The sequence below is a fragment of the Oryzomonas japonica genome, assembly GCF_008802365.1.
Classification (GTDB): Bacteria; Desulfobacterota; Desulfuromonadia; order Geobacterales; family Pseudopelobacteraceae; genus Oryzomonas; species Oryzomonas japonica.
The window spans coordinates 344,191-364,316 of the sequence record NZ_VZQZ01000001.1; the positions used below are offsets into that span (position 1 = coordinate 344,191).

Consider the following 20,126-nt stretch of genomic DNA (forward strand, 5'->3'; position numbering starts at 1 on the left):
AATCGTTGTTTTTTGTTTGTCTTGCGCCTGATTTTCTCTGTGTCTCTGTGGCAGAATTGCCGTTTTAGATCATAGGATCGAAGCTTGACATTGAACCCTGAACACCTCACCAACCGCTACCACGAAACCGGCGCCCTCGACCTTGCAACGGTCAAGGCCTTCCAGAAATGTATCCTGGCCCACCACCACGCCAATCCTCGCCCCATGCCGTGGCGCGAGACCCGCAACCCCTATTGCATCCTGATCTCCGAGATCATGCTCCAGCAGACCCAGGTGGAACGGGTCAAGGCCAAGTATGCCGAATTCCTGGCGGCCTTTCCAGCACTTGCCGACCTTGCCGCCGCTCCCTTGCCCCAGGTATTGCAGGTGTGGCAGGGGCTGGGCTACAACCGCCGCGCCCTGGCCCTTAAACGGTGCGCCGAGGAGATCGTGGAGCGCTTTGCCGGCCAATTCCCCACGACAATCGTGGAGTTGGAGTCCTTGCCCGGTATCGGCCCGTACACGGCCCGGGCCGTGGCGACCTTCGCCTTCGGGGTAACGGAGCCCTTTATCGAGACCAACATCCGCACGGTCTTCATCCATTTCTTTTTCCACAGCCGGGACCAGGTGGGGGACCGGGAGATCATGCCCCTGGTGGGGGCGACCTTGGACCGAGACGATCCCCGCACGTGGTTCTATGGGTTGATGGATTACGGCGTGATGCTCAAGCAGAGCCATCCCAATCCTGGCCGCCGTAGCGCCCACCACACCCGGCAGTCGCGATTCGAGGGGTCGAACCGCCAGTTGCGCAGCCGCATGTTGCGGGCCGTCATGGAGAATCCGGGGATAACGGCCAAGGCATTGGCCGAACTGCTCGGCGCCGAGTTGGAGGCGGTGCAGAGCAATCTTGAGGCCATGCAGCGCGAGGGGTTTCTCTGCAAACAGGGGGAGGGCGTGGGGATCAAGGGATAGCAGGCTGTTGAAAAACCCAGGTTGTTCAAAAATAGCCAGATCGTCGCATCCGCAGAAAGCCATGAGGAGGCGTAGCAGCGCTACGCCGCACGAAAGGGCTTTCGAGGACGGCGGCGAGATGGCTGTTTTTCAACAACCTCTTAGAACGAGAAGAGGGCAGCGTCGTTGCTGCCCTCTCGTGAAACGTCGTCAACCGTTCAAACGGTTACTGTTTGTGGCACTCTTTGCAGGAGGTCGGCCCTTTGGCCATGGTGCTGTGGCAACCTTTGCAGGTCTTGTGAGCCCAGTCCTTGCCGAAGCCTTCGATCTTGCCGCCTGCTGCGGAGGCGTGGCATTTCGTACAGTCCTTCAGCATTTCCTGGTGGGCCTTGTGATTGAACGTGACGCCTCTCTTCAGGGTGATCACGTCGGCGGCAAAAGCGGTCCCGGCAAAGGCTGCGATGGCGAGGATGGCGATTACGGTCTTTTTCATGGTTTCTCTCTCCTTGATGGTGGTGTGCTGCAAAAGTTTGTATACGCGATAATGCATTGTAAGGCCGAGGTCCGTCAATCTATTTTTTATCCGCGCTTTTGTCGGCTGCGCGCCGTGCTTTCTCTGCGGCTTCCGGCTGGCGATTCGTCCGGGGCACGGGCGTTTGCGTCAGCGGGACGTCGGTATTTTCTCATGCTCCGCAGTTTGTTACACTGGTTGTATACATATCATGTGCCAAAAGATGATGATGTCATAATATGGTGAAATCATTTTGGTTGGTTGAACTGGCGCCGGAGGGATGTGCCCGTTCTCTACCGCAATTGAGGTGGTGGCTTGTTCTTTTGGGATAGATGGTGGCGGCCTGAAAAAGCCTTGCCATGCGCCCCTGTTCATGTAAAATCCCTAGAAGCAGGGAATCACACTGATGGAGGATACGGAGATATGAAACAACTCAACAACAAGCGCGGCTTCACCCTCATCGAGATCATGGTGGTGATCGTCATCCTGGCGCTTTTGGCCGCTCTGGTCGGCCCCAAGATCATGGGCCGCACCGATGACGCCAAGATCCAGACCACCAAGACCCAGATCAGAAACCTGGAGTCGGCCCTTAAACTCTATAAGCTCGACAACGGCGCTTATCCCTCTACGGAACAGGGGTTGAACTCCCTGGTGACAAAACCGACCGTGGGGGTTATCCCCAAGAACTTTAAGGAGGGGGGCTATCTGGAGAGCAAAAACGTGCCCAAGGATGGCTGGGGCAACGACTTCCTCTATGTGTCGCCGGGCGAACATGGGGATTACGACCTCTACTCCTACGGTGCCGACGGCGCCAAAGGGGGCGACGGGAAGAATGCCGATATCAGCAGTTGGGATCTGAAGTAGCCCTTTTTCGCTTTTAAGGTTGAAATTTTGTTTTTCTGCGTTATAGTTGACCGCCTAACCTATTATTTTAATTATGAATAAAAGTTTTTAGCCGGTCTAAAGCACGATTCTCTATCATCCTTGAGGAGGCAGCACTATGACGCAGAAGTATGTGTATTTCTTTGGCAACGGCCAGGCCGAGGGCCGGGCAGAGATGAAAAATCTGTTGGGGGGCAAGGGGGCCAATCTGGCGGAAATGACCAGTATCGGCCTTCCGGTCCCCCCCGGCTTTACCATCACCACCGAGGTCTGCACCGAATTTTATAAGAACAACCAGGCATATCCCGAATCCCTGACTGCGACCGTAGCCGAAAACCTCAAAAGGGTCGAGGCGCTGATGGGGAGAAAATTCGGCGACCCCAAGAACCCCCTGCTCGTCTCCGTCCGTTCCGGCGCCCGCGCCTCCATGCCGGGCATGATGGACACCATCCTCAATCTCGGCCTCAACGATACCACGGTTCAGGGCATCATCGCCCAGAGCGGGGACGAACGGTTCGCCTATGACGCCTACCGCCGTTTCGTGCAGATGTATTCCGACGTGGTCATGGGCATGGAGAAGGATATCCTCGAACACCTGCTGGAACAGAAGAAGGAGCAGCGGGGCGTCCACCAGGATACGGAGCTTTTGGCCGCCGATTGGCGAGAGCTGGTCGGGGCCTTCAAGCTCAAGATCAAGGATGAGTTGGGGAAGGAATTTCCCGAAGATCCCCATGAACAGTTGTGGGGGGCCATCGGCGCCGTTTTCGGCTCGTGGATGAACCCGCGCGCCATTACCTACCGCAAGCTCAACAACATCCCCGCCGAGTGGGGTACCGCCGTGAACGTCCAGTCCATGGTGTTCGGCAATATGGGCGACGATTGCGCCACCGGCGTGGCGTTCACCCGCGACCCCTCCACCGGCGAAAACTACTTCTTCGGCGAATTCCTGGTCAACGCCCAGGGAGAGGACGTGGTGGCGGGCATCCGCACCCCCCAGCCGATCAACCGCGTCAAGGACAAGGACGGCAAGCTACCCTCCATGGAGGAGGTCCTGCCCGAATGCTACCGGCAGTTGGCGGATATCCGCGACACCCTGGAAAAGCATTACAAGGACATGCAGGACATTGAATTCACCATCGAGAAGGGCAAGCTCTTCATGCTGCAGACCCGCAACGGCAAGCGCACCGCGCCGGCAGCCATAAAGATCGCCGTGGATATGGTGAAGGAAGGGCTGATCGACGAGAAGGAGGCGGTCCTGCGGGTCCAGCCCTCCCAGCTCGATCAGCTCCTGCACCCTTCCCTCGATCCCGCCGCCGCCAAGCAGATCATCGCCAAGGGGCTGCCGGCCTCGCCGGGCGCCGTTTCCGGCCAGGTGGTCTTCAGCGCCGATGAGGCCGAAGCCGAAGCCAAGCTAGGCAAGAAGGTGATCCTGGTGCGCATCGAGACCAGCCCCGAGGATATTCACGGCATGCACGCCGCCCAAGGCATCCTCACCGCCCGGGGCGGTATGACCTCCCACGCGGCGGTCGTGGCCCGGGGCATGGGGAAATGCTGCGTGGCCGGCTGTGGCGATATCAAGGTGGACTACGCCGGCGAAACCTTTACGGCCCGGGGCGGCGTGGTGGTAAAGAAGGGGGACACGATCACCCTGGATGGGTCCCGCGGCGAAGTGATGCTGGGCGCCGTGCCGACGGTCGCCCCGGCCATGACCGGCGACTTCGCCCAATTGATGGCATGGGTCGATACTTACCGCAAGCTCAGGGTCCGTGCCAATGCCGATACCCCCCACGATGCCAAGGTCGCCCGCCAGTTCGGCGCCGAGGGAATCGGCCTGTGCCGCACCGAACATATGTTCTTTGACGCCGAGCGTATCGCGGCCGTCCGGGAGATGATCCTCTCCGAGGAGGTGGAAGGTCGCGAAAAGGCTCTGGCCAAGATTCTGCCCATGCAGAAGGGGGATTTCATCGGCCTCTTCCGCGAGATGAAGGGACTGCCGGTAACGATCCGTCTGCTGGACCCGCCGCTGCACGAGTTCCTGCCCCAGGAAGAAAAGGACCTGGAGGAGCTTTCCAAAACCATGAAGGTGCCGGTAAGCGCCCTCAGGCACAAGGTGGAGTTCCTCCACGAATTCAACCCGATGCTCGGTCATCGCGGCTGCCGCCTGGGCATCACCTTTCCCGAGATCTACGACATGCAGGTGCGGGCCATCATGGAGGCGGCCTGCGAACTGGTCAAAAATGAGGGGTTCTCCATCGTCCCGGAGATCATGATCCCCCTGATCGCCACGGTCAAGGAGCTTCAGGTGCTCAAGCAGAACGCCGTGGCCATCTGTGACGAGGTCATCGCCCAGTACGGCGTCACGCTGGAGTACCTGATCGGCACCATGATCGAGTTGCCCCGCGCGGCGCTGACCGCCGACGAGATCGCCGGCGAGGCCGAATTCTTCTCCTTCGGCACCAACGACCTGACCCAGACCACCTTTGGTCTTTCCCGGGACGATGCCGGTAAATTCCTGCCGTTCTACGTGGACCACGGTATCCTGGCGGAGGATCCTTTTGTGTCGCTGGACCAGAACGGCGTCGGCCAACTGGTCAAAATTGCGGTGGAGAAGGGGCGCGCCACCCGCCCGAAGATCAAGCTGGGCATTTGCGGCGAGCATGGCGGCGACCCGTCATCGGTCATCTTCTGCCACAAGGCCGGGCTGGACTACGTCTCCTGCTCCCCCTTCCGGGTACCCATCGCCCGGCTGGCAGCGGCCCACGCGGCCCTGGCCCCCTGATCCCGCTTCCCCGCAACAGAGCCTGATTACGAAGGCCCCCCGGAATAGTTCTTTCCGGGGGGCCTTCGTAATTCCTTACCAGCGTTGTTGGGACTCAACGTTTTAACGCACCGAATATGCGGGTAATTATTTTAAATTACTCCTCTTTTAGATATCGGCTCCGTTTCCATTCCTGGCTCGTGGCAGAACTGCTCGAAAAGTGGTTGCCACAGGTATAAACGTGGCTAGGAAAGTTTAAAACGGTTCACCATCTGCTGGAGCTCCGCGGCCGACGTGGCCAGGCCGGAGGCGGCCGACTCCGTCTGCTCCGCCCCGGAGGCGGCCTCGCTGATGACGCGGGTAATGAGATGCATGTTCTCGGTTATGGCCGAGGTGGTTGTGGACTGGCCGGTGGCGGCGGTCGACACCTGGGACACCTGGCCGTGGAGGACGCCGATCTGACGGAGGATTGCGCCAATGGCCTCGCACGAGTGGCGTACCCCTTCGCCACCTTCGCGTACGCTGCCTGAGCTCTGCTCCATGGAAGAGACCACGTTTCCGACATCCTTCTGAAGAGCGTCAATAATGGTCTGGATCTCGCGGGTCGCCGACGTGGTCCGCTCGGCGAGGCTGCGCACCTCGTCGGCGACCACCGCGAATCCGCGTCCCTGCTCGCCTGCCCGCGCCGCTTCAATGGCTGCGTTCAGGGCCAGCAGGTTGGTCTGGTCGGCGATGTCACCGATGGTGGCCAGGATGTCGCCGATGCGCGTTGAATTGTCCCCCAGGGATTTTACCGCCTCGGTGGTCTCGGTGATTACCCCCTCGATGGCCCCCATGGTTCCGGACATGCCGGAAATGATCTGTTCCCCCTCTCGTGACACCTGCTCCGCCTCCCTGGCCATGTCGGACATTTCGAGGCATCTGGTGGATATGTCCGTGCTCGCGGTCGCCAGGTTATCGACCGCGGCGCTGACCGAGGCAGCCTGGGTGGCGGCGCTTTCGGTGCCGTCGGCGATGGTTGCGGAGGTCTGCCGCAACTGCTCCGAGGAAGCGGCGATCTGGCCCGACGTCGTCTGGATCCCCATGACGATTCCCCGCATTGAGTGCTGAAGTTCCCGAAGGGAACGCAGTATGGCGCTCACCTCATTGTTGCGTTTGATCTGGATATCCCGCTGCAGGTCGCCGGTGGCCATTTCCTTGAGATAGCCAATGGTCCTGTTGATGGGCGAGGTGATGGACCAGATGTTGATCCCACTGAACAGGGTGCCGAGAATGGTGAAGAGTATGACGGCCAGGGATGTGGCCGAGAGGGATTGGGTCTGGCCGACCGCTCCGGCTGCGATGATGCAGAAACTGTAGCATATGCAGAGGATGATGATGCGGACGCGGATGGTCAGGTTAAGATACATGTTCCAGAGAGTTTTCATTGAACTTCCCCATTCTGTGCAATGTTTGGACCGCGAGCCGGCAAACCATCGGCTCAGAGACGACAAGCCACAGGTCCGGATGATGCGATATCAGCCCCTGTTGGAGAAATCGCTTCGCGATTACTCCTCGCCGAACACCAGGGCGCTAAAGATGTAGATGTCGCACTCCTTCTGCCAGGCGTTCTCGGGCAGACCGGCTTTGATGCAGGTATGTTTCAGGAAGGTGTCACGATCCCAGCCGTATTCGGTGGCCACCTGGGGGAGCAAAACACCCCGGTAGCTGTCCTTGACGATATAGATGCCGTGCTTTCCCACCTGAATCTGATCAACCGATGTGATCTTCTCCAGGGGGGAGAGCACCGATATCTCAAGGTTAAAATCGTCCAGGTCCTGGGACTTCATGGGGTAGAAACGCGGATCGCGGGTTGCGGCCGACACGGCCATCTCCTGTACCAGGCTGTAGAGCGGCTTGTCCGAGACAAAGTTGCCGATGCAGCCTCGCAGGCGCTCGTGCTGTTTGATGGTCACGAAACAGCCGTTTTCGCAGGCGAGTCCTTTCGAGGTGGTCCCGACAGGGGGGATCTGCCCGGTGGCGACATAGGCAACGATGGTGTTGCGGGCAATCTTCAGCAGTTCCTTCTGTTCCTTTTTGGTCAAGAGTTCCGCCATAACGCCTCCTACCTGTAGTTCTTGCGTCGGAACAGCCCGGTCTTCAGGCTGACGATCCGGTCCAGAAATAGGATGCCGTCCAGGTGGTCCATTTCGTGCTGGATGGCCACCGCCTCGAATCCGGTTGCGGTGAAAATCCGTTCCGTTCCGTCCGGTTCGTCGTACCTGACCGTGATCTCGGTGGCCCGTTCCACATCCCCGGTATAGTCCGGCACGCTCATGCATCCCTCGCGCATGACGGCCGTTCCGCTCCGGGCCGTAATCTCCGGGTTGATCATGCACAGTTGGCCGTGGTTGTTGTCCTTGCCGTGCCGGCTGGCCGACACGTCCACCACGCAGACCCGTAGGGTGACGCCGATCTGGGGCGCTGCCACTCCCACCGATCCCGGTCCCTCGCGCATGGTGTCGAGCAGATCCCGGATCAGGTCATGTATCGCGTTGTCAATGGTTGTAACCCGGTGGCAGAGCTTCTTAAGCACCGGGTGAGGATAGCGCAGAATAGGTTGAGTTGCCATATGTCAGAAGGCCACCGGCGTAACCACCCGCACGCCGATTTCCACGTTCAGCTCCTTTTTCAGATCTCCCAGCAGCGCTTCAAGCTCTTCCGGGGTTTGCCCGTCCGGCAGGGCCGCTTCCAGCATCATCACGTAGACCGGCTCGTCGTCCGTGCCGATCAGTTTGGTATTCAGGTCCGTGATATTGACGCCCCGCTCCGCCAGCTCCTGGGTCACCCGGTAGACGATGCCCGGCTGGTCGGCTCCGTAGACCGAGATCAGGCAAATCTCCCCCGGGGGTTCCAGACGGGCGATCTCGTCGGCCTGGAGGGTGCGTACGGCCAGGGACATGCCGAGCCCGTCGCAGACCGGCTTCAGTTCGTCGTAGAGGCGGCTCTTGCTGAACGGCTTTACATGGGATACGATCAGGATCACGGCAAACTCGCCGGCCAGCATGGTGCAACTGGAGTCGGCGAGGTTGCACCCCAGGCGGAAGAGCGCTGCGGCAATGCCGGAAACGATGCCGGTGCGGTCCTTGCCGACAACGGATACGGCATAATGCAGGATGTCAGGCTGCGGTGTCATATAACCCCCACGGGATTCGGTCATGGTCTTCGTGACGGAATCGGATTTGGTCTGCACAAGAAAGAAAATCCAAGTATAATATTTTATCCCTCATATCAGGAAGGAAAATCTCCATGAACCCCAACATTGTTCGTTCCGTCTGTCCCTACGACTGCCCCGACGCCTGCGGTTTGCTGGTGGAGGTGGAGGATGGCCGTGCCGTGCGTGTTGCCGGCGACCCCGACCACCCCATGACCCGCGGCCTGCTCTGCCCCAAGATGCATCACTACGAGCGTACGGTCCACTCGCCGCGTCGTCTGACAACCCCGCTGATGCGCACCGGTCCCAAGGGGGAGGGACGCTTCGAACCTGTTTCGTGGCCGGAGGCGATCGAGCGCATCTGCTCCTGCTGGAAGGGGCTGATCGCCAGCTACGGGGGAGAATGCGTCCTCCCCTATTCCTATGCCGGCACCATGGGACTGGTGCAGAGGAACAGCGGGCACCCCTTCTTCCACAAACTGGGGGCCTCGCGTCTGGAACGGACCATCTGCTCGCCGGCCAAGGATGCGGGGTGGAAGGCGATCATGGGGGATACCCCGGCCATGGAGCCGGGGGAGATGGAACAGAGCGACCTGGTGATCCTGTGGGGAATCAACGCCAGCGCCACCAGCATCCACGCCATGCGGGACGTCCAGGCGGCGCGGCGGCGCGGCGCCCGGGTGTGGGCCATCGACACCTACCGCACCCCGACCTGCGAGGCTGTGGACGAGGCCTTTATCGTGCGTCCCGGCGGCGACGGCGCCCTGGCCCTGGGGATGATGCACGTCATGGTCCGTGAAGGCCTGGCGGACCATGACTTTATCCGGGATAACGTGCTCGGCTTCGAGGAGTTCGCCGAAAAGGTGCTCCCCGAGTGCGCCCCGGAGCGGATGTCCGAGGCCTGCGGCCTTCCCGCCGGTGTCATCGAACGGCTGGCGCGGGAATTTGCAACGGCAAAGGCCCCCTTTGTCCGCCTGGGGAGCGGCCTCTCCCGCTACGGCAACGGCGCCATGACCGTCCGCACCATCGCCTGCCTCCCCGCCGTCAGTGGGGCATGGCAGCGCCCCGGAGGCGGCGTGTTCCCCGGTACCTCCACCGGGGGCGCCTTTCCTCTGCACCGGATCACGCGGGAGGAGTTCATGGAACGGCCGACCCGCCTGGTGAGCATGAATCAACTGGGGCATGCGCTGACCGAACTGGACGACCCGCCCGTCATGTCCCTCTACGTCTATCACTCCAATCCGGCCGCCGTGACCCCCGACCAGAACGCCGTCATCAGGGGGCTGGAGCGCAACGACCTGTTTACGGTAGTGCACGAGCGCTTCCTGACCGATACGGCCCGCTATGCCGACATCGTCCTGCCGGCCACCTCATCCCTGGAGCAGCCGGACCTGTACCGCTGTTACGGCGGCTACCACAGCCAGCGTTGCAGCGCAGCCATCCCTCCGGTGGGGGAGGCCAAATCCAACTGGGAGGTGTTTTCGCTCCTGGCTGCGGGCATGGGATGGGACGAGCCCTTTTTCCGGCAGTCTGCCGACGATCTGGTGGAGCAGTTGCTGGATTTCGACACCTCCTGGCGGGATCGGGAGACGACCCAACGCCTGCGCCAGGGGGAGACGGTGCCGCTGACGCCCCCCTCAAACTCCAAAGGGGACTGGAAGACCCCCTCCGGCAAGATCGAGATCTTGAACATCCGGGAGCCGGAGCCCCTGCCGTGCCTGCTCCCCACCCATGCCGCAGGGGACGGCTTTCCCCTGCGCCTGCAGCCGGCAACCACCCCCTATGCCCTCAATTCCAGCTTTTACGAGCAGGACGACCTGCGGGAGAGACAGGTGCCCATGGCCCTGAGGATGCACCCGCTGGATGCGGCTGAGCGGGGGCTGGCGGACGGCCAGCGGGTGATCGCCTACAACTCCCTCGGAGAGGTGCTGTTTGTCCTGGGGGTCACGGAATGGGTCCCGGCGGGGACCGTGGTCACGGAAGGGGTCTGGTGGCGGGAATTCCGCCCCGGCGAACGGGGGGTAAACGCCCTGACGTCGCAACGTCTGACCGACGGCGGAAGGGGGAGCACGTTGTACGATGTGGCGGTGGAGGTGCGGGGGGCGTAACCCCCCTCATCCGCCCCTCCGGGGCACCTTCTCCCTCAGGGAGAAGGGTGTGAATGTTTCCCTCGCCCACCGGGAGAGGTTTAGCTATATCTGTCTCAACTTCAGCGTTCGATCAAGCCAAGCTGTCTGAACATGGCCATACATTCCCAGATATGCAAGTCCGTACAAGTCAACCCATGAACTTGGGTCATCATGTGGCAGCGACAAATTCAAAAAAACTCTGCGCTCGCCACGCAACAACCAAATAAGTTTATAGCCCGACTCCATGAGTAATCTCTGGAGTGGGTCCAAACGCGCCATAAGGGCGTCTTTTCCCAATATCCACCCTGCGAGTCCAAAAATTATTTCACCGTTTTTATGCATAACACCCCGCCGAAGATCAAGCTCAAGCTGCCACTCACGAATTAGCCGAGGCCAAGGCATTACTACTGGCCCATGGGAATCTCGACGGTCTGAATCTCCGCATTCTCCTACAAAATGCATCCATGGGACAGGAAACCAGTCTCTCCAGTGGCTATCAGACGTGTCAATAAAGCCTTCTGCAAACGCGCCCTCAAGAACACTCCAGGCAGGTAATTCTGTATCCCTGGCGCACGGTAAATCGACGCGGCCAATTTCTCGGAAATGCTTCAAAAATTCTGGTTCTCCCAGCAGTTCCAAAAGGTTCGGGAAGTCACTGTTGAGAATAAGGCGCGGTGAAATTTGCCACCAAATATCAGCATGAAATTTTTTGTTTACTCCCCATTGACCAGGTGCAAAGCTTTCCTCCCAAATGTGCTCTGCAGCAACTCGTATCCATGGGCCATTACTCCATTCTTTGGGCAATTCCGGTATCCATGAAATAATATCTGTAGGAGGAAGATCATGGCTCAAAGACTCTCCCCATGCTTTGATACTATCTGGCTTAGGCAAAGGCCATTTGGGAAGGTTTGGCAACGCCCAAAAATCTGTTTTTTCTTCAGATCTATGTTGGGTTGAAGTGCTGTTTATCCAGCGGGATGGATCATATAGGTCAATATAGCTGAGTTGGGCTGGACTATCATATTCTATAGTTTCTCCATTCCCGTCACCTATCATTTCAAAGTTATCAGCCATAAACGCCAGCATCGTAAACCAACTTATCCACTGATATTTCTTCCCAATACGCTCCGTACGGCCATGATGAGAAATTCTTCCATATTCTTCCGTATAATGTCCCGTATCGAAGTTATTGAACCTCTCGGAAGTCCAACCGAGATTGAGGCAATTCCATGCGACAAAACGTCCGGCAAGGGCTAAATCGAAACTACTTTGCTTAGCAGGGGTCGGAATGTCTCGTTCCGAGACAATGTATGGCCTTGGGACTTCTCTTGTAGTCGCTTTGGGTATAGAACTAAATGGAGCTGAGCCCCAGTTCCCCCCCATTACATAGCGGAAGAAGTCCCAATCAGTGGCCGAATGTACAATTCGACCAAATCCCAGAGAATCGTTCAGAGCCTTTATTCCTGCCTTGTCCGGGACTTCGCTGAGGAGGAGTGTACTCTGATAGGGAGGGCGAACTATATTGACGTCTAATCCAGGCAAGCATCCCCGTTCGAACACTCTTTCAACAATCTTTCGAGCGTAATGACGTATAGTTACATGGCACCAGCGTGTACTGCCTCTAGGGAAGATATCGTGCAGTATCCTTTGGGCTACAAACGTTGCAGCATCCCGGGAGTGATCATCAATTACCATGCCCCATATTGCTATCAAAACGGCTTCCACAACATAGGCATCGTTGGCTGACAAAAAATCCGGCAGAAAGTCTTGAACAATCTTCGGGCATGCAGTTACCACACGGGTTAATCCCTGGATTGCCTTTTCTCGCATTCCTGGATGCGATGTCGCCGAGAACCAGGCAAGAATTTGTGCCACTGGCAAAGCAATTTCAGAGCGTAGCCCTTCTAGGTTGGCTTCGACAGCCCATCGCATTAACAAGTTGAGCGTTGAATCATCGTTTTGATAAAGCGGTATGAGGTGTATTGTCCAACAGGCATCCCGGGCACCAGGGGATTCCTGCGTAAGTAACCATGGATGCAACAGTTTGCCCATGGCAAAAGGATGCTCTGGAATTAAGGAAAACGTTAATATCTCGTCGATTTCAACGTATTCTATCCTCTTCCCACTCCATGTTTGCCAAAATTCCCATAATTCTTTTGGCGTGGCGGCAAATTCTTCTGAACTATTTCGCCAACGCAGGCTATCGGTAAATGCATCACTCAACTCTCCGCAAATTTTATTTTTGCGTCCTGCAAAAAGACCAGGAAGCTCGCAGCCGATTTGCCGTGGGACAGTGAGGCAAAAGGCGCGTAATAAGCCTGTACGGCGATAATATAATGGGCTTTCGCCCCATTCAGGATCAATTAATGGGTATAGCTTGCCGTCCTGTAAGGTGGCTGTTGTGAAGGCTTCGCGCTTTGCTTCTGCCGTGACTAACCCCTTAAATAAGTCTGTAATTAGTGTGTCTGCAAGGAACGTATCGCTTAACCGCTCATAGGCAAAATCAATTATCTCTTCGTGGTTATTTTCAACCCAGTCGGTGAGAGCGCCCGCTGAACAAAGGAAAGCAATCACATTGTCTACTCCACATATACGCCGTGCAATATCATCAGCGTTTTCGCGGGATAGGGTAAAACTTCCAGATTCAAGCATTGTCTGTGCGAGTTTTATCAGGGTCCGACGAATTGGTTTTTTCCGGGATGGATCATTTAGGATTTGTTTCTCAGCGGCATCCTTTTCCAAACGGTCAATCCACGTGTTCCAGACATCCAACCATGAAGGCCGCCAATGAAGCAGTTCGTCTTGACCCTGTATGCTTTTGGCGAGTAATTGTACATAAAGCGGGTTGCCGAGTTCTCCAACTGGCGGTGCAATCGGAGCTTTAACACCAAAGTGAGCAAAATATTTGATTAAAGCATCTGGTTCCATTCCGACGAATCCGGGGTGCCCCTTGATTACCCATGGAGTTTCTGTCTCTTCTGGTATTTGTGGAAGCACAAAAGATAAGTAATCGAAGCGAATGCTCAGTGTTACTGCCAAGTGGGGATGCCGCAGGATGTCATGAAGCATGCCCGGCAGTTGCCGAGCCCAGCGCTCTCTATGGTTTGTTTCGTTGAGGGCATCGATAACAATCAAGACACGCTGATTTAATTGTGCCGCTTCGCTCTCCAGAGTATCAAGAAAGTTGGAAATAGTTTCCGAATAATCAAGGCATTGTCTGATTTCTTCCCAAAGAGTCCCGCTTCCTGAGAGTTGCTGGCCCAAAATGCCAATAGCCAGTCCACCTAATTTCAAGGTACGGTGTACCTCGTGTACAAGAGAATGCGTTTTTCCTTGCCCGGCAGGACCGGTTAATACAAGAACGCGCTTTGTTGCTAATGTTGAATATGTCTGTATCAGGTGCGTAACGGTATGTGTGTTCGAACTAGCCTCCTGCAGTGTCCACTTTAGGTGGTTGAGTTTTTCCGATGTTGAACCCTTTGGCTCTGAATCTCGAAGTTTTTCGTATTCCGACCAAGCAAGGGTTTCTATTTTTTTAAGCAGCTGAATTAGTGAATTGAAATCTGGCAGTTTGTGCCAAAGGGTATCATTTCGCAACCCTTCAGCGACCTTTCCTAAGGCTCCTTTAACATCTTCGAATGCCTGTTCGGTAGGTAGGCGTTCCCATACCTTTTTTAGACCGTCGTCAAGTTCCTCAATAGCTCCCTGCCTAATGAGTAGCCAATCAAACACCTTGCCCACGCTTGTTTCAATATGTGCTTGGGAGGTATAGCGTGGACCTGCAAGCTGGGTGAGCTTCTCCGCCTGATGCCTGCACCAAGTCGACAGAGGTGGTGTTAGGCCAGGCGACAGTTGGCTCAGGAAACGTTTGATATGGTTTTCAACCTGCTTGATGAAATTGTCAGTATCTTGAAAAGAGTGTAAGGAACCAGTCCAGTTTGTTCCATCGTGGAACGGTGGGGCTTCAAAAAAGGATTTCAAACGTTGTAGTTGCTCATGGTCATTGCAACAGCTTGCATCGTTGATTTCCCATCGGTATATCTGGATGCGTGGATGTCCTTGTCCAAGGCGACGGACTTGCCATGCTCTATGGAATTCATATTCGCTGCCTGATAGATAAGGAGTTCCATCTATTTTTCTAAACTCATCCCTTGGTAACGGGGTACCAAACCGGCATCGAAAAATGCCGATGAAAAGGTCACAGACTTCAGGAGTAGGCATATGCTCATTTACTGAGCCTTGTGGTGAATGCAATGCATCCAAAGGCACTCCCGCGCCCCAATCCCACGCAACAACCTCAATATGTGTGAGCGCTTCAACAAGTGGGTCAGCGTTAAGACGTGCCACCAATTGATGGACGGCGTTACGCTCATCGTTACAATCGCCTGGGGACGATAAAAATATTTTGAATAGCTTCATTCTGTCTCCCGGACGATTTGAACACAATAGTGTGTAAAATTGTGTCTTATCAAACCCCCAACATTTTCACATGTCAAGGTAAACCTGCGGTAAAAGGCCAACGCCCCTCGCCACCTTCAGGCACCCTCTCCCGCTGGAAGAAGGCAATAAAAAAGGACAGAATCGAAATCCTGTCCCTTGCTGACCTCTCTCATACCATTTTGCCAAATTACGCATGAGTAGTGTCCTCAATCTCTCCAAATTCTGAATTTACCAGCATGCTCTCGGGCCTGACCTTCATGCTGGCTTCCATAAGCCGAGCCCTGCGGCGCTGGGAAGCATTTATCTGTTCTGTATTGGCATGAACTTCGTGAGGTCGTTCGCCAGCGCGTCGCATTATATTGGTGCTCCTTTATATCTCCGGGGAAAAGCAGGACAATCACAGGGTGTGCTCAATTGCGGAGATGTTGTCTTAGTCAGTAATGTTGGGTTAGCTCTTTGTCGCACGTCAAAAACCCCCTCATCCGCCCCTCCGGGGCACCTTCTCCCTGAGGGAGAAGGGTGTGAATGTTTCCCTCGCCCACCGGGAGAGGGTGGCGCGGAGCGCCGGGTGAGAGGAAAGCCGAGGGGACCTACCTCTTCCGCAGCACCCGCTTGTCCCCCACCCGGATGGTCAGCTTCTCGCCGTCGAAGTATTCCAACAGCGGGATGAGGTACTTACGCGACAGGCCGGTCTGTTCCCGGTATTCGGGCGGGGTGATCTCTCCCTTGGCCTGGAGGAGTGCCACCAGCTTCTCCCGCAGGCCGTTCAGGGCCGGGGCGGCGTAGAACAGATCGCTGGAGATGCGCACCGCCTCCCCCTTCCTGACCAAGAGGGCCAGGTTGTCGCGGACGGTCTTTTCGTCGCAGCGGAACCGCTCCATGGTCTCCTTGATCGTCGGCGGCTCGCTCCCCTTCTCCCCCAGAAACGTGGCGATTTTCCCGGCCAGGCTGTCGCTTGAGGCGGAACTTTGCACCACCCTGCCGGCCGGTTTGACGATATCCCGTTCCGAGAGCAGGGTGCCGTCCCGCTCCATGGCCGACAGCAGCGGGGTGAAGAAGCGCTGGTCGCTCCGTTTGGGCAGGCGCGTTTTCAGTTCCTCTTTGCCCATCCCCTCCTTGAGCGGATTGGTTGCCAGAAAGGCGGTGACCTCTCCCAGCAGACCGCTTTTCAAGGTCGCAAACGCTTCCCGTGACAGAAAGGTGCGGGGCTCCCGTACCACCTGAATGATCTCCCCGGAGGGGAGCAGCCCGGCCAGGGCCGTCTCGGCCGCTTTGCGCGGGATGCCGGAACGGAGCAGGATCTCCTCGAAGGCGATCCCCGAGAGCAGGCTTTGGTTGACGAGCAAGGCGCAGATGCGCTGGTGCTCTTCACTTCCCAGCACCTCCAGCAACTGGAGCGCCTCGTCGCTGCGCCGGCGCCGGCGGGGCGGGAAGGGGTCCAGCACCACGCCGCCCCCCACCGTTGTGGCGGGAGAAGCAACCCGCAGGATATAGCTGTCCCCCGGCAACAGCAAGGCCGGTTCCTTGAGGCGCAACTGCACGAAAGCACTTTCTCCCGGCAGCAGCGTGTCACGGTCCAGCAGGATCACCTGGGCCGGTACCTCGTAGGTAGCGGAATGGAGCCGCAAGGTGGCGCGATGTTTCAACTCCCGGGGCGCCGAGGCCAAGTGGTCCAGGCGCGCGTCCACGGTCCGGGTCGCCCGGAAGACCCCCCGCGGCACGAGTACGTTGCCCCGGTGCACCTGATCCAGGTCCACTCCCTGCACGTTCACCGCCAGGCGCTGCCCGGCCATCCCGGTATCAACCTTGCTGCCGTGGGCCTGGATGCCGCGCACCCGCCCCTCCCGGCCCGAGGGGAGCAGTTCCAGCTCGTCGCCCACCCTGATCTCGCCCGAGAGCAGGGTGCCGGTCACCACCGTGCCGAAGCCGGCCATGGTGAAGACCCGGTCCACCGGCAGGCGGAAGTGCCCTTCGCGCCGTTTTTCCGCGCTCAGGTCCGCCAGTCTGCCCAGTTCTGCCTTCAGCGCATCCAGCCCCTCGCCCGTGCGCGCCGAGACCGGTATGATCGGCGCGTTTTCCAGAAAACTGCCGGCCGTGAATTCCCGCACCTCCTCGGTGACCAGGGCCAGCCACTCCGGGTCCACCATGTCCCGCTTGGTCAGGGCGATCAGTCCGCTCTTCACCCCCAGAAGCCGCAAGATGTCCAGGTGCTCCCGGGTCTGGGGCATGATCCCCTCGTCGGCGGCGATCACCAGCATGACCAGATCCATCCCACCCACGCCGGCCACCATGGTGCGCACGAATTTTTCGTGGCCCGGCACGTCCACGATGCCGAAGCGGATGCCGCCCGCTAGTTCGAGGTGGGCGAATCCCAACTCGATGGTGATGCCGCGGGCCTTCTCCTCCTTGAGACGGTCGGTGTCGATGCCGGTCAGGGCCTTTACCAGCGAGGTCTTGCCGTGATCGATATGCCCGGCGGTGCCGAGAATGAGATGTTTCATGGGATTTCCTTCAGGAGGTTGTTGAAAAACAGCCATCTCGTCGTCGTCCTCGAAGTCCCTTTTGTGCGGCGTAGCGCTGCTACGCCTCCGCAGGGCCTTCTGCGGGTGCGGCGATCTGACTATTTTTGAACAACCTGAGTTTTCCAACAGTCTGCTGGGATTCAGTCCCGTGAGGGGGACGGGAAAAGGGGCGTTATGCCTGCCGGCTGAAGCGGTAGCCCACCCCGCGCACGGTCTGAAAATGGACCGGTTTGCCGGGGTCGGGCTCGAAGTACCTGCGCAGGCGGACGATGAAGTTGTCCAGGGTTCTGGTCTCGGTGTCGCTGGTGTAGCCCCATACCGACTGGAGCAACTCGCCCCGCGGGATGATCTCTCCCTCCTTCTGAAAGAAGAGCGCAAGGACGCGCACCTCCATCTCGGTCAGGTCTATCTCCCCCTGGGCGGTGCGGGCGCGGTAGGAAAGCGGAAACACCTCGTTGGCCCCGAAGCGATACCCCTCCTCCACCGGGTCGGGTCGATACCAGGACGACCGGCGCAGCATTCCCTTCACCCGCAGCAAAAACTCCATCAGGTTGAACGGTTTGGTCAGGTAGTCGTCGGCCCCGTTCTCCAACCCTTCTACCCGGTCGCTATCCTCGGAGCGGGCGGTCAGCATGAGGATCGGCACGCGCGGGTCCAGTTTGCGCACGGCGCGGCAGACCTGGAAGCCGTCCATGCCAGGCAGCATGACGTCCAGGATGATCAGATCGAAATGTTCCACCTCCAGGGTGACCAGCGCTTTTTCGCCCGAGTCGAAATGGCTGACGCGGCAACCCTCTTCCTCAAGGTTGAAACAGATGCCGCGGGCCAGGTGGATCTCGTCCTCGACAAGCATGATGTGGGGTTTATCGTTTGTCATACTCTGCATATCCTCAAGCAGCGGGGATTTTGATGGTAAAGGTGCTTCCTTTGCCAAGCCCTTCGCTTGTTACGCCGACCGTTCCGCCGTATCCCTTGACGACCGACTGGACGATATAGAGCCCCAGCCCGGTCCCCCGCACATATTCGTCGGTCTGGCGGACGCGGTAGAACATCTCGAAGATTTTTTTCAGTTCCTTATATTCCAAACCGCGCCCGCAGTCCTTGACCGAGAGAATGAGATGGGTCCCGGCTTTGCTGAGTGTTACGGAGATATCGGGGGACTCGGGCGAATAGAGTTCGGCGTTTTCAAAAAGATTGCGCAGCACCATGCCCATTTCTTCGGGATCGACGGAGGCCTTGAGCCCCGCCTCGGTTTCCAGGGAGATATTCCCCCCTTGGGCCAACTTGCTGCGTTCCCGCTCCACATGCTCTTCCAGGAGTGCCGAAATATCGGTCAGACGCCGCTCGGGCGGTTTGCGGCGCTGTTCCAGGCGCGCCGCCATGAGCAGGTTGTTGATCAGGTAGTGCAGGCGTTCCGTATCGGCCAGCATGGTGCCCACGAAGTTGTCCAGCTTTTCCTCGGACGGCCGCCGCAGGCGGATGGTTTCAAGGTGGAGCTGGATGGAGGCCAGGGGCGATTTCAGCTCATGGGTTACCTGTGAGATGATGTTACGCTGCTGGGCGTAAAGGTTCGACTGGCGGTTCCAAAAGTGGAAGATGACGTACACGCCGACCAGTATGGCCACCAGCATGGCCAGTCCTTCGACCATGACCGGCCAGTTGTACCCCTGGCCCAACAGCTCCGGGCGGTATTTCTCCGCCAGCTTGCGAAACTCGCGGTGCTTGCCGATGAACCAATAGATCCAGCAGACCACCAGAGTAATCCAGACCACCTGGACGGCGATCAGCGCCATGACCGGATTCAATATGCGTCGGAGGAGTCGCATATCAGTGGAACGCCATGAGCAGTTTTTTGATGTTGACCTGCATCAGTTCGAGATAGCTGCCGTTCATCATATCCGGATGTTCGTTTCCCATTACCCCCAGGGGCACCAGGGCTGCATCGATCCTTTTGGCGATTTGCGTGAGCGGCCGGGTAGGGGGACGGTGGTTGCGGAAGATCAGATGCACCCCCGCAAGCCTGCCCCTGGCGATCATCCGCGACATCCTTTCCGCGCTGATCTCTGTCCTCTCATCGGGCACGACCACCTCCACAGGCATCAGACCATAGCGGTTGAAGAGGAAGCTCCAGGCCCCGGTTTGGACCATAAAGGGTTTGGGAGGCATCTGCGCCAGCAGGGCGCCGGTTTCGTTATCCATCTTTGAAAGTTCAAAGAAGAAGCGGCGGGAATTGCGCTTGAATTCCGCCGCCCGCGCGGGGCGCAACTCGACAAGGGCCTGCAATACGGCGGGCGCGATGCGGTCGCGTACGATCCGCGGGTCCAGCCAGACGTAGAGTTGCGGGATAGAGGGGCCTCCGGCAGCGGCCGATTCCCGAGACCTGGAGAAGCGGTTCGCGACGGCAAGGTCTTCCTGGCGGGCGGCGTTGATGACCGGTACCCTTGCGCCGATCGCCGCGATGAGGCGGTCGCTCCAGGGGTCTCCCCCCTCCCCGATACGGATGACCAGTTCCGTCCCTTTCATTTTTGCCAGGTACCCTTCGCGAAAGAGGTATTCGGAGGGGTACATCCCGGGCGCGAGGACGGTGGACACCACCACCTGCCGCCCGCCGATCTTGCGGACAATGTCACTCAAGGGGGATACCGTGCCGACCACCCTGATCGGCCCATCGGCCGCCGAAGCGGCAAAGGGGAGAACGGTAAGCCAGAGGATCACGACCGTGATCGTTCTGAGCGATGTTACCACCATCTGACAGCTCCTT

At 58.1% G+C, this 20,126-nt stretch carries 14 protein-coding genes; 4 read left to right on the forward strand and 10 right to left on the reverse strand.

Annotated elements, in window-relative coordinates:
- The first annotated feature begins 84 nt into the window (after positions 1 to 84).
- A complete protein-coding gene (locus F6V25_RS01560; RefSeq protein ID WP_246166927.1) occupies positions 85 to 951 on the forward strand; it encodes a winged helix-turn-helix transcriptional regulator in 867 nt (288 codons plus the stop codon).
- Positions 952 to 1,156: 205 nt separating this feature from the next.
- Here F6V25_RS01560 and F6V25_RS01565 read toward each other — a convergent pair whose 3' ends face one another.
- Positions 1,157 to 1,423: a cytochrome c7 gene (locus F6V25_RS01565; RefSeq protein WP_149307450.1), complete on the reverse strand. Its 267-nt coding sequence runs from the start codon at positions 1,421 to 1,423 to the stop codon at positions 1,157 to 1,159.
- Between the two features lie 441 nt (positions 1,424 to 1,864).
- Between F6V25_RS01565 and gspG the strand changes: the two genes are divergently transcribed.
- On the forward strand, positions 1,865 to 2,305 hold the full coding sequence (gene gspG, locus F6V25_RS01570; protein ID WP_151126604.1) for a type II secretion system major pseudopilin GspG: 441 nt from the start codon (positions 1,865 to 1,867) through the stop codon (positions 2,303 to 2,305).
- A 136-nt stretch (positions 2,306 to 2,441) separates the two neighbouring features.
- Positions 2,442 to 5,102, forward strand: a complete 2,661-nt coding sequence (gene ppdK, locus F6V25_RS01575; RefSeq protein WP_151126606.1) for a pyruvate, phosphate dikinase — start codon at positions 2,442 to 2,444, stop codon at positions 5,100 to 5,102.
- A gap of 224 nt (positions 5,103 to 5,326) precedes the next feature.
- Here the strand turns inward: ppdK and F6V25_RS01580 are convergent, their stop codons facing one another.
- The 4 genes from F6V25_RS01580 to F6V25_RS01595 form a co-directional block, all read right to left on the reverse strand.
- Positions 5,327 to 6,508, reverse strand: coding sequence for a methyl-accepting chemotaxis protein (locus F6V25_RS01580; RefSeq protein WP_151126608.1), 1,182 nt, complete (start codon positions 6,506 to 6,508; stop codon positions 5,327 to 5,329).
- A 120-nt stretch (positions 6,509 to 6,628) separates the two neighbouring features.
- The gene (amrA, locus tag F6V25_RS01585; RefSeq protein WP_151126610.1) at positions 6,629 to 7,177 is read right to left on the reverse strand and encodes an AmmeMemoRadiSam system protein A; all 549 of its coding nucleotides are present in this window, start codon (positions 7,175 to 7,177) and stop codon (positions 6,629 to 6,631) included.
- A gap of 8 nt (positions 7,178 to 7,185) precedes the next feature.
- Positions 7,186 to 7,692 carry a peptide deformylase gene (gene def, locus F6V25_RS01590; RefSeq protein WP_151126612.1) on the reverse strand — a complete coding sequence of 169 codons (507 nt, stop codon included), beginning with the start codon at positions 7,690 to 7,692 and terminating at the stop codon, positions 7,186 to 7,188.
- A gap of 3 nt (positions 7,693 to 7,695) precedes the next feature.
- Positions 7,696 to 8,256 carry a glycine cleavage system transcriptional repressor gene (locus F6V25_RS01595; protein WP_151126614.1) on the reverse strand — a complete coding sequence of 187 codons (561 nt, stop codon included), beginning with the start codon at positions 8,254 to 8,256 and terminating at the stop codon, positions 7,696 to 7,698.
- Positions 8,257 to 8,369: 113 nt separating this feature from the next.
- Between F6V25_RS01595 and F6V25_RS01600 the strand changes: the two genes are divergently transcribed.
- On the forward strand, positions 8,370 to 10,382 hold the full coding sequence (locus F6V25_RS01600) for a molybdopterin oxidoreductase family protein (RefSeq protein WP_151126616.1): 2,013 nt from the start codon (positions 8,370 to 8,372) through the stop codon (positions 10,380 to 10,382).
- Positions 10,383 to 10,466: 84 nt separating this feature from the next.
- Here the strand turns inward: F6V25_RS01600 and F6V25_RS01605 are convergent, their stop codons facing one another.
- The 5 genes from F6V25_RS01605 to F6V25_RS01625 all read right to left on the reverse strand — a co-directional run bounded on the left by F6V25_RS01605 (position 10,467) and on the right by F6V25_RS01625 (position 20,113).
- The gene (locus tag F6V25_RS01605; protein ID WP_151126618.1) at positions 10,467 to 14,822 is read right to left on the reverse strand and encodes an NACHT domain-containing protein; all 4,356 of its coding nucleotides are present in this window, start codon (positions 14,820 to 14,822) and stop codon (positions 10,467 to 10,469) included.
- 611 nt (positions 14,823 to 15,433) lie between these two features.
- Positions 15,434 to 17,344 (reverse strand): selenocysteine-specific translation elongation factor, encoded by a 1,911-nt coding sequence (gene selB / locus F6V25_RS01610; protein WP_151126620.1) that lies wholly within the window; start codon positions 17,342 to 17,344, stop codon positions 15,434 to 15,436.
- A gap of 193 nt (positions 17,345 to 17,537) precedes the next feature.
- Positions 17,538 to 18,242, reverse strand: a complete 705-nt coding sequence (locus F6V25_RS01615; RefSeq protein WP_149307441.1) for a response regulator transcription factor — start codon at positions 18,240 to 18,242, stop codon at positions 17,538 to 17,540.
- A 13-nt stretch (positions 18,243 to 18,255) separates the two neighbouring features.
- Positions 18,256 to 19,191: a sensor histidine kinase gene (locus F6V25_RS01620; RefSeq protein WP_151126622.1), complete on the reverse strand. Its 936-nt coding sequence runs from the start codon at positions 19,189 to 19,191 to the stop codon at positions 18,256 to 18,258.
- Between the two features lies 1 nt (position 19,192).
- Positions 19,193 to 20,113 (reverse strand): metal ABC transporter substrate-binding protein, encoded by a 921-nt coding sequence (locus F6V25_RS01625; protein ID WP_151126624.1) that lies wholly within the window; start codon positions 20,111 to 20,113, stop codon positions 19,193 to 19,195.
- Positions 20,114 to 20,126: the final 13 nt, after the last annotated feature.